This is a genomic window from Kitasatospora sp. NPDC056651 (assembly GCF_042792155.1).
In the GTDB taxonomy this organism is placed as follows: domain Bacteria; phylum Actinomycetota; class Actinomycetes; order Streptomycetales; family Streptomycetaceae; genus Kitasatospora.
The window spans coordinates 25887-36104 of record NZ_JBHTWX010000037.1; the positions used below are offsets into that span (position 1 = coordinate 25887).

Annotated in this window: 7 protein-coding genes; 1 reads left to right on the forward strand and 6 read right to left on the reverse strand. The window is 76.6% G+C overall.

Features of this window, described 5'->3' with window-relative positions:
- The first annotated feature begins 22 nt into the window (after positions 1 to 22).
- Positions 23 to 2140 carry a MinD/ParA family protein gene (locus tag ACFRAR_RS16815; RefSeq protein ID WP_380698819.1) on the forward strand — a complete coding sequence of 706 codons (2118 nt, stop codon included), beginning with the start codon at positions 23 to 25 and terminating at the stop codon, positions 2138 to 2140.
- A gap of 58 nt (positions 2141 to 2198) precedes the next feature.
- Here the strand turns inward: ACFRAR_RS16815 and ACFRAR_RS16820 are convergent, their stop codons facing one another.
- The 6 genes from ACFRAR_RS16820 to ACFRAR_RS16845 form a co-directional block, all read right to left on the reverse strand.
- Positions 2199 to 3143, reverse strand: a complete 945-nt coding sequence (locus ACFRAR_RS16820) for a bifunctional riboflavin kinase/FAD synthetase (protein ID WP_380698820.1) — start codon at positions 3141 to 3143, stop codon at positions 2199 to 2201.
- 64 nt (positions 3144 to 3207) lie between these two features.
- Positions 3208 to 6828, reverse strand: a complete 3621-nt coding sequence (locus tag ACFRAR_RS16825; RefSeq protein ID WP_380698821.1) for a serine protease — start codon at positions 6826 to 6828, stop codon at positions 3208 to 3210.
- 212 nt (positions 6829 to 7040) lie between these two features.
- Entirely contained in the window at positions 7041 to 7970 is a 930-nt protein-coding gene (gene truB / locus ACFRAR_RS16830) for a tRNA pseudouridine(55) synthase TruB (RefSeq protein ID WP_380698822.1), read from the reverse strand.
- A 73-nt stretch (positions 7971 to 8043) separates the two neighbouring features.
- Positions 8044 to 9147, reverse strand: a complete 1104-nt coding sequence (locus ACFRAR_RS16835; RefSeq protein ID WP_380698823.1) for a bifunctional oligoribonuclease/PAP phosphatase NrnA — start codon at positions 9145 to 9147, stop codon at positions 8044 to 8046.
- Between the two features lie 2 nt (positions 9148 to 9149).
- Complete coding sequence (rbfA, locus tag ACFRAR_RS16840; protein ID WP_380698824.1) at positions 9150 to 9590, reverse strand: 30S ribosome-binding factor RbfA; 441 nt, start codon at positions 9588 to 9590, stop codon at positions 9150 to 9152.
- A gap of 154 nt (positions 9591 to 9744) precedes the next feature.
- Entirely contained in the window at positions 9745 to 10041 is a 297-nt protein-coding gene (locus ACFRAR_RS16845) for a DUF503 domain-containing protein (protein ID WP_030289887.1), read from the reverse strand.
- Positions 10042 to 10218 lie beyond the last annotated feature (177 nt).

Here is a 10218-nt window from a genome sequence, read left to right on the forward strand (position 1 = left end):
GGCGAACACGAGGGAGCCAGAAGTGAGTAGCGATCGGGACGGCGTCTACGTCGGCGACAACGCGGCGGAGGACGACGACGACTGGTCGGACGCACCTGACTACACTCCCCCGTCCTGGTACGTGCAGACCGAGCCCGCGGCGACTCCGGCCGCCCCGGCTCCGGCCCCGGCCACCGAGGTGGCGGCGGCCACGGCCGATGCCCCGGCAGCCACTCCCGCCCCGGCTCAGGCTCCGGCGACCGTCCAGGCCCCGGCGGCCGAGGCCGCGCCCGCCCCCGTCCCGGCTCCGACACCCGCTCCCGCGCCCGCGCCCGTTCCGGCCCCGCCGGTGCAGGCCGAGGCGCAGCACGTCCCGTTCCCGGCGGCCGGGCCGATGGCGCCGCAGGCCGCCGAGCAGCCGCAGGCCGGCTGGCCGGGGCCGGAGGGCGCGGCGGCGGCGCAGCCCCAGCCGTATCCGGCGCCGACGCCGATGCCGATGCCCGCCGTGGCCGGCCAGGCGGGGCAGCCCGCCCCGCAGCCGCAGAACTTCGCGCAGCCGCCCGTGCAGCAGGCGCCGCCGCAGCACCCCCAACACCCCCAACACCCCCAAGATCCGCAGGTGGCGCAGGTCGCGCAGGGGGCGCAGCCGGCCTGGGACCCGCAGGCCGTGTGGGCCGCGCAGCAGGCCCAGCAGGCCGCCGCCCCGCAGCAGCCGGCCCCGGCCACCCAGCTGCAGCCAGGCCCGGTGCCGCAGCCAGGGCCGGTGGACCCGCGCCAGGGCGGCTGGCCGCAGCCCGTTCTCGGCCGGCCTGGCCCGCAGGCCCAGCCGCAGCCCGTCCAGCCGCAGCCGGTCCAGCCCCAGCCCCAGCCCCAACCCCAACCGCAGCCCGTCCAGCCGTGGCAGCAGCACCCGCAGACCCCCCAGGCCGGCGCGTTCCAGCAGGCCGCCGCCCCGCAGCAGACCGCGCACGGCGCGCCGCTCGGCTACACCGCCGCCGTCGAGCTGTCCTCGGACCGGCTGCTGCGCAGCCAGCCCAAGCAGCAGCGCCAGCAGCCGCGCTTCCAGTTCGGCGGCAAGGCCGCGGCGGCCGAGAAGGCCCGCAAGCTGGAGATCATCCGCGCCCCGGTGCTGAGCTGCTACCGGATCGCCGTGATCAGCCTCAAGGGCGGCGTCGGCAAGACCACGACCACCACGGCGCTCGGCGCGACCCTGGCCAGCGAGCGCCAGGACAAGGTGATCGCGATCGACGCCAACCCGGACGCCGGCACCCTGGGCCGCCGGGTCAAGCGCCAGACCGGCGCGACCATCCGCGACCTGGTGACGGCCATTCCGCACCTGCGCAGCTACATGGACATCCGTCAGTTCACCTCGCAGGACCTGAACTCCGGCCTGGAGATCCTGGCGAACGACGTCGACCCGGCGGTCTCGACCACCTTCAACGACTCGGACTACCGCCAGGTGATCGACGTGCTGGGCCGCCAGTACCCGATCATCCTGACCGACTCCGGCACCGGCCTGCTGTACAGCGCGATGCGCGGGGTGCTGGACCTGGCCGATCAGCTGATCATCGTCTCCACCCCCAGCGTGGACGGCGCCTCCAGCGCCTCGACCACCCTGGACTGGCTCTCCGCGCACGGCTACGCGGCCCTGGTGCAGCGCAGCATCACCGTGGTCTCCGGGGTGCGCGAGACCAGCAAGATGATCAAGATCGAGGACATCGTCGCGCACTTCCAGACCCGCTGCCGCGGCGTGATCGTGGTGCCGTTCGACGAGAGCCTGGCGGCCGGCGCCGAGGTCAACCTCGACATGATGCGCCCCAAGGTCCGCGAGGCGTACTTCGAGCTGGCCACCCTGGTCGGCGAGGACATCGTCCGGGCTCAGCAGACCGCCGCCCAGCAGGCCGGCTGGCAGCAGCAGGCGCAGGCGCCCCACCCGCAGCCCGGCGGTCAGCCACAGCCGTACGCCGACCCGCAGCAGCAGCCCCAGCCGTACCCGCAGGCCGGCCAGCCCGCCCCCGGGGCACCGTGGGCACCTCAGCCCGGCCAGGCCCCGCCGCCCCCGCCCGGGTACGGCTACCCGCAGCAGCCCGCCCCCGGGGCGCCCTGGCCGCAGCAGCCTGGGCCGGGCTACGGCTACCCGCCGCAGGCGCCCCAGCAGTGAGACGGACGGAAGGGCCCGCCGACACCGGTCGGCGGGCCCTTCCGTCGCGTTCCGCGGCTCAGAGGCCGTCGGTCAGCTCCCGCGCCCGCTTGACGTCGTCGGCCATCCGGTCCAGCAGCGCGTCGATGGAGTCGAACTTCTCCATCCCGCGCAGGTAGGCCAGGAAGTCCACGGCCACGTGCATCCCGTACAGGTCCAGGCCGACCCGGTCGATCGCGTACGCCTCCACGGTGCGGGAGGTGCCGTCGAAGGTCGGGTTGGTGCCGACCGAGATCGCCGCCGGCATCCTCTCCCCGTCCGCGGTCAGCCAGCCCGCGTACACGCCGTCGGCCGGGATCGCGCTGTGCGGCACGGTCTCGACGTTGGCGGTCGGGTAGCCCAGCTCGCGGCCGCGCTGCGCACCGCGCACCACCACGCCCTCGACCCGGTGCGGGCGGCCCAGCACCTCGTTGGCGCCGGCCATGTCCCCGGCCTCGACCAGCCGGCGGGTCAGGCTGGAGGAGAACGGCTGGCCGTCCCCGGCCGTGCCGCACACCTGGAGGTCGATCACCTCGACCTCGAAGTCGTCCGCCCGGCCCAGCTCGCCGAGCAGCGCCACGTTCCCGGCGGCCCGGTGCCCGAAGCGGAAGTTGGGGCCCTCGATGACGAGCCGCGCGCGCAGCGCGTCCACCAGCACCTGCCGGACGAAGTCCTCCGGGGACTCCTGCGAGAACTCGGTGGTGAACGGCAGCACCAGCACCGCGTCCACCCCGAGCTCCTCGATCAGCTCGGCGCGGCGCGGGTGCGGCGCGAGCAGCGGCGGGTGGCTGCCCGGACGGATGACCTCGCGCGGATGCGGGTCGAAGGTCACCACGACCGAAGGGAGACCGAGTTCGCGGGCGCGCTCGACCGCCCGCCCGATGATCAGCTGATGTCCTCGGTGAACCCCGTCGAACGAACCGATGGTGACGACGCCGCGTCCCCAGTCACCGGGGATCTCCTCCAGGCCACGCCAGCGCTGCACCTGACCGCTCCTTGTTCCGTACGGTGCGTACCCTCTGTACGCTCAAACGCTCAAACCCGAACCCCTATAGCGTGCCATGCGCCTGCCCCGGCTCAGGCACCGGAATACGGGTTGAGCGCACCGACAACCCCGCCGCCCGCCCGGGCAGCGGCCGCTCGGCGTCGGCGGCAGCATACTGAGGCTCCCGTCCGGCCGCAGCCGAAGCCCGCATCCGGGCCGTCCGGGGGCCGTCCGGGGCGGTCGGCGCGGCCCCGGGCTCCCGGCGGGCGAGCAGCAGGGCGAAGGCCGCGGACCGCCCGGCGCAGCGCGCCAGGAGCTCGTCCGCGCCCGGCAGACCGGAAACGGCGCGGGCCAGCACCGCCCGGGCCCGGGCCGGCCGCTCGGCTCCGCAGTGCTCGGCGAGCCCCTCCACGGCCGCGGTCAGCACCGCCGGATCGGTCTCGGCGGCGAGCAGGGCGTCCAGCAGCTCGCAGCGCAGCGCGTCCGCCGCCGGGTCGGCCACCGGGACGGACAGCGCCCGGGCGAACGGCCGCCGCACCGCCGCGCCGCGGGCGGCCAGCACGGCGTCGAGCAGCGCCCGCAGCTCCGGCCGGTCGGCCGGGCCGACGGCGGACGCGCGGGCGAGCCGGCGGCCGAGGTAGTCGACGGCGACCGGGCCGGCCAGCCCCGGGTCCGCCCGCAGCAGCCGGACGGCCAGCTCGGCGCCCCGCCGCACAGCGGCCGGGGCGGTGGCGTCGGCGAGCACCCGCAGCGTCTCGGCGGGGGCCGCGCCGGGGGCCGCCGACCGGTCGGCGAACGCGGCCAGCACGGCCTCCGGGTCGCTCTCCAGGGCCGGGGCGAGCGCCCCCGGGGTGAGGAGGGCGTCCCCGCCCGCCCGGAACCGGGCGAGCGCGGCCGGCAGGTACGCGGCCCGGGTCACCGGGTCGCCGACCAGCAGGGCCAGCGCGGCCCCGTGCAGGCCGGGCTCGTCCTCGCGGCCGAGCAGGGTCAGCGCGGTGTACCGCAGCAGCTCGGCCCCGGCACCGGAGGCGTACGGGGCGGCCCGCAGGGCGTGCACGGCGGCCGCGACGTGCCGTTCCGGCCGCCGGTCGTGGCTCCAGCGGTCGACCGCCCGGCAGAGCGCGGACGGCTCCTCGGCGGCGAGCACGGTGAGCAGCGCGTCCGCCCTCGGGTGCGCGGCGTCGGCCAGCGCGTCGGCCAACTCGTCCAGGGCGAGCCGCCGGTGGGCGTACAGCAGGTCGTGGGCGAGGTCGGCGGTGGTGCGGCCGGGACGGCCGGGCAGGCCGCGCGGGTCCTCGAACCAGGCGCAGAGCAGCGGGACCACCGTCACCGGGTCGGCGCGCAGCCGTCCGGCCACCACGGCGAGGAAGCGCTGCCCCGGCCCGTCGGCGGCCACCAGGCGGCGCAGTAGGGCGAGTTCGGCCTCGGCGGGCAGGCCGAGCCCGGTCCAGAAGGCCGGGCCGAAGCGGCCGAGCCCGGCCACCGGGAGCGCCGCCGCGCCCGCCGGGCCCGCCCGTTCGGCGGTCCTGGCGGCCAACTGGTCGAGCAGCGCCCGGTGTTCGGCGGGCTCGGGGCTGGCGGCCAGGCCCGCGGCGAGCAACCGGGCCGCCCACCAGGCGGGTTCGCTGCCCGGCGGGCGCAGGTCCAGGGCACGCCAGATCCGGTGCAACCACGGGTCCAGGGCGCCGGCGCCCCAGGTCCCGGCCACCCGGCACAGCGCGGCGGCGACCGGGCCGATCCGGTGCCGGGGGACGGCGCACGCCCCGGCGGCGGCCTCCCCGGTCAGGCCGTCTCCGGACTCGGCGGACCGGGGCGGGGTGTCCTCGGCCTCGCCGAGCAGCAGCCGCAGCGCCGCGTCCAGGTCCAGGTGCCGGCCCTGCGCCCAGTCCGCGAACTCCCCGTGTGCGAAGCGGAAGCCGGGGCCGGCCGGGACGAACAGGCCCTCGGCGAGCACCGCCGCGGCCCAGCCGCCCTCGACCGGGAACAGCTCCTCGAAGTCGGCCCGGTCCAGCCCGCCGGCCGCCTCGCCGCCGAGCGCCAGCCGGGCCGCCTCGTGCACCCGCCCGGCCACCGCCGTCGCGAGCCGGCGCACCCGCCCGGGCCGGGGAGGAGCCTGCCGCACCGCGCCCCGGCGATGGGCGCCCGGGCGGCGCGGCCGGCCGTCCTCGGCCAGCCGCTGGGCCACCCGCAGGCAGCTCAGGTCCAGGAAGGCGTCGAACAGCTCGTCCCGGCGCACCGGCCCGTCGCTCAGCCCCTCGGCCCACAGCTCCCCGGCCAGCCGGATGGCCAGCGGGTGCCGCGCGTCCTCGGCGGCGGCCGGGTGGCCGGGCGGCAGCCCGTACCGGTGGCGCACCCGCTCGGCCGCTCCGGGGGGCAGCGGCCCGAGCCGCTGTCCGGCCAGGCTCGGCCCGCCCGGGCCGCGGCCGTCCGTCCGTACGGTGGGGGCGCCGCCCAGATCGCCGTCCGGGGGCGGGCCGGCCGGCCCGCGGGTACGGCCGGGACCGCCGCCGCCCCAGGTGTCGGCCGCGAGCCGTTCCCACAGCTCCTCCCCGCAGGCGGTCAGCAGCCTGGCCCCGCAGCCGGTCAGCCACTGCCCGGCGCCGCGCAGCCAGCGCGCGTCCACCGGCAGCGGGGCCTCCTCGGGGCCGTCCAGGACCACCAGCAGCGGGCGTCCGGCCGCCGCGCACAGGGCCGCCACCGACTCGGGCGCGGGTGCCGGGACGCCGAGTCCGGCCGCCGCGGCGGCCAGCGCCCGTTCCACCGGCTCGGCGAGCGACCGGTCCCCGGCGCGCAGGTCGGCGCCGCGCAGCCAGAGGGTGGGCAGCGGGTCGGCGGCGGCACCGCGGCGAACGGCCAGCGCGGCCAGTTCGGTGGTGCGCCCGCTGCCGGGGGCGCCGACCAGCACGGTGACGGTCTCGGCCGGCTCCTCCCCGACGAGGCCGTCCGGCCGGTCCACCCGGTCCGCGGCCATCCGGGCCACCCGCCCCGGTCCGGCCCCGGCGGTAGCGGTCCGGGCGGCGGTCAGCCGCAGCACCCCGGCCAGGTTGAGCGCCCGCCCGTAGCCGGGCACCGCCGCCGCGTTGCCCGCCAGCAGCCCGGCCAGCACCCCGGCGTCCGCCGCCCCGCCGCCGGCCGCCACGGCCGGCAGTGCCCCGCCGTGCCGGGGTCCGCGCACGGCGGGCGCGGCCAGCGCGACCACCGCGCCGCTGCGGGCGTCCAGCACCGGTGAGCCGGCCGGCACGGCGACCCCGGTGACCACCGGCACGTCCAGCAGCAGCACCCCGCCCAGCCGGTGTCCCCGGTACTCCGCGCCGGTGGCCCCGAGCAGCCCGCAGCGCAGCGCCACGATCCGTCCGTCCTCCCCCGCCAGGGCCGGCAGCAGCACCTCGTGCCCGGGCGCGGCGGCGGCCAGCGGCAGCGGCGGCACCGGCAGCCCGCCGACGGCGCCGGTGCGCAGCAGGGCGAGCCCGTGCTCGGGCAGCGGCAGGACGGCGCCCGGGCCGAGCACCCTGCGCTGCCCGCCGGGGGTGTCAAGGACGATCCGGTCCAGGCCCGCCACGCTCTCGTGCGCCGTCAGCACGCTCCCCTGCCGGTCGGCGACGAACCCCAAGCCGTGCAGCCGCCCGTCGAGGTCGCGGATCCGCAGCAGGTACCGCCCCGGATCGCCCTCCTGGAACCCCGGCATCCCCGCGCCCCTTCGGCCGTCGCTCGCTCGCCCGGGGAGCCTGCCCGCCGGGGCGGCGGCCCGACCGCGCCCGCGCCGCTCACCACGGGCGTTCACTCCGCGCGCTCCGCCGTGCGGGTGAATCTCCCCGTTCGGGTGAAGGAGCGTCCGGATACGGCGGAGCCCCCGTCGGGATGACTCCCGACGGGGGCTCCGCCGACGGCGACGGGCCGTCAGCCGACGAAGACCGCGACCGGCTTCGCCTGCCCGTCCTTCTCCTCGACCAGCGCCAGGAAGCGCCCGTCCGGCCCGAACACGGCGATCGGCCCGTCCACACCCAGCCCGGGTGCCTTCAGCCGGGCGCCGTGCGACAGCTTCTGCGCCGAGGCCTCGTCCAGGTCCCAGCGCGGGAAGGCGGCGGCCGCGGCCTCACCGATCGGCAGCACCTCCAGCCCCTTGGCCGACTCCCCGGTGACCTCGGTCTCCAGCTGCTCCAGGGTGCGCGCCGACTCCACCCCGTACGGCCCGACCCTGGTGCGCCGCAGCGCGGTCAGGTGCCCGCCGACGCCCAGCCCGGCGCCGAGGTCCCGGGCCAGCGCCCGGATGTAGGTGCCGGAGGAGCACTCCACGGTGACGTCCAGGTCGATCACCGGGGTGCCGTCCTCGGCGACCGCCGCGCGCTGCCCGTGCACGGTGAAGGAGTGGATCGTGGTCGGCCGGGCCGCCAGCTCGAAGTCCTCGCCCTCGCGCACCCGCGCGTACGAGCGCTTGCCGTCGATCTTGATCGCGCTGACCTTCGACGGCACCTGCATGATCTCGCCGGTGAGCGCCGTGATCCCGGCGTCGATCGCCTCCCGGGTGACGGCGCCGGCCGGGGCCGAGGAGGTCACCTCGCCCTCGCGGTCGTCGGTGACGGTGGTCTGGCCGAGCCGGATGGTCGCCTCGTACGTCTTGGCGGTGAGCATCAGGTGGCCGAGCAGCCGGGTGGCCCGCTCGACGCCGATCACCAGGACACCGGTGGCCATCGGGTCCAGCGTGCCGGCGTGCCCGACCTTGCGGGTCCCGGCCAGCCACCTCAGTTTGGCGACGACCCCGTGGGAGGTGATGCCCTCGGGCTTGTCGACGATCACCAGGCCGTCCGGGCCGGTGCCTTTGCGCTTCATCGAGCTCTTTCTCTCAACCGTCAATTGTTCTGGGGCGTCAGCTCTGAAGAACGTCGAAGAACGTCAGAGACGATCAACGTACCGGCCCCAGCGCGGCGCGGAACCGCCCGACCACCGCGGCCACGTCCTCCCGGACGCTGAACCCGGCCGCGAAGACGTGTCCCCCGCCGCCCAGTTCGGCGCAGGCCGCGGCGACGTCCACCGCGCCCTTGGAGCGCGAGGAGCCGCGCAGCGTCCCGTCCGGGTCCTGCTTCAGCACCAGCGCCACCTCGGCCTCGGCCGGGCGGCGCAGGATGTCGATCAGCCCCTCGATCTCCTCGACCGTGACGCTGAACAGCGCGAGGTCCTGGTACGGCACCCAGGTCCACACCAGGCCCAGCCCGCCGGCCGCCTCCGGCTCGTAGACGGCCCGGTCGAGCGCGCCCGCGAGCACCTTGAGGTAGCCGAAGGAGGAGGTGTCCCACAACTGCCGGGAGATCAGGTCGTGCCGGATGCCGGTGGCCAGCAGCCGCCCGGCCAGTTCGTGGGTGGCCGGCGTGGTCGCCCGGTACTTGAACGAGCCGGTGTCGGTGGCGACCCCGGTGTAGAGGCAGGTGGCCAGCTCCTGGTCGAGCCCGACGCCGAGCCGGCGCAGCAGTTCGTCGACCAGCACGGCGGTGGCCGGTGCGGTCGGGTCGATCAGCTGGTGGGTGCCGAAACCCGGGTTGGAGGCATGGTGGTCGAACACCACCAGGACGGGCGCGGCGAAGGCCTTGTCGTGCAGCAGGCCGAGCCGGCTCCGCGCGGCGACGTCGAAGCAGAGCACCAGCTCGGGCACCTCCGGCACCTCGGCGGCCGGCACGATCAGCTCCTGGCCGGGCAGGAACGCCAGCGACTCGGGCACGATCTGCGGGTCGTCCCCGAAGGAGACCCGCACCTGCTTGCCGAGCGCGCGCAGCGCCAGCGCGGCCGCCAGCGAGGAGCCCAGCGCGTCGCCGTCCGGGCAGATGTGGCAGATCAGGTCGATCGACCGGGCCCGCCCGATCTCCGCCACCACCTGCTGCCAGAGCAGCTCGAACCCGCTCTCCTCGGCGCGCGGGGCCGGGAGCGCCGCGAGGGCACCCTCCACCGTGCTGGTGGAGGACGCCCCCGTGGTCGATCCGGCTCGCGAGGCGGCCTCGGCCGGCTCACCCGCCATGACTACTCGTCCTCGTCGTCACGCTCGGCCCCCGGGACCCGGTACGGGTCCGCGTCGCCGGCGTAGGCCGCCCCGGCGGCCTGGGTGCGCACCGCGGCGTCCGAGGTGCGGGCCCGGTCGAGCAGGTCGTCGATGTTCCGGGCGTTGTCCGGCAGCGCGTCCGCGACGAAGGTCAGCGTCGGGGTGAAGCGCACCCCGATCTTGCCGACCTCGGAACGGATCACGCCCTTGGCGCTCTCCAGCGCGGCCGCGGTGGCCTCGCGCTCGGTCTCGTCACCGAAGACGGTGTAGAAGACGGTGGCCTCGCGCAGGTCCCCGGTCACCCGGGTGTCGGTGATGGTCACGAACCCCAGGCGGGGGTCCTTGATCCGCCGTTCCAGGGTCTGGGCGACGACCACCTGGATGCGGTCGGCGAGCTTGCGCGCCCTAGCGGTGTCGGTCACGTTGCCTCCTCGTGCAATGGGCCCGGTACCCGGGCGAAACTGCGCACCCGTCGGGGCCCACGCCCCAAAGTACCGGCCCGCGCCCGGCCTTGCGGGCGCTCTCGGTCCTGATCCGTGTGAGAACGGCGACTTCCGTCGGCCGGCTCCACAGCTCTCATTCGTCGTCGTCGTTGTGGTAGCGCCTCCTCGCGGAGAGGAGTTGTACCTCGGGGCGGCCGGCGACCAACCGCTCACAGCTGTCCAGGACCTCGGTGACGTACCCGGCTTCGCCGGAGACCACCGCGAGGCCGATCTCGGCCCGGCGGTGGAGGTCCTGGTTCCCGGTCTCGGCAGCGCACACGCTGTACTTGCGCTGCAGTTCGGCCACGATGGGCCGCACGATCGAACGCTTCTCCTTGAGCGAGTGGACGTCGCCCAGCAGCAGGTCGAAGGTGAGTGTTCCCACGAACATGTGTGACAGGTCAAGCCGACCTGGAAGGCCTCGGGGAGCAGCCCGGAACCGGGCCGACACCCCAGGACCCTACACAGCGAGACCGGGGCCGGGGGGGGGGGGGGCCCCCCCCCGCCCCCCCCCCCCCGCCCCCCCCAAACCCGGGGGGTGTTAAAAAAAAAGACACCCCCACACAGA

Excerpts from the sequence above, each read along its gene's own strand:
- ACFRAR_RS16825 (WP_380698821.1), bottom strand. The coding sequence starts at position 6,828 with ATGCCGGGGTTCCAGGAGGGCGATCCGGGGCGGTACCTGCTGCGGATC.
- truB (WP_380698822.1), bottom strand. The coding sequence starts at position 7,970 with ATGAAGCGCAAAGGCACCGGCCCGGACGGCCTGGTGATCGTCGACAAG.
- ACFRAR_RS16835 (WP_380698823.1), bottom strand. The coding sequence starts at position 9,147 with ATGGCGGGTGAGCCGGCCGAGGCCGCCTCGCGAGCCGGATCGACCACG.
- ACFRAR_RS16845 (WP_030289887.1), bottom strand. The coding sequence starts at position 10,041 with ATGTTCGTGGGAACACTCACCTTCGACCTGCTGCTGGGCGACGTCCAC.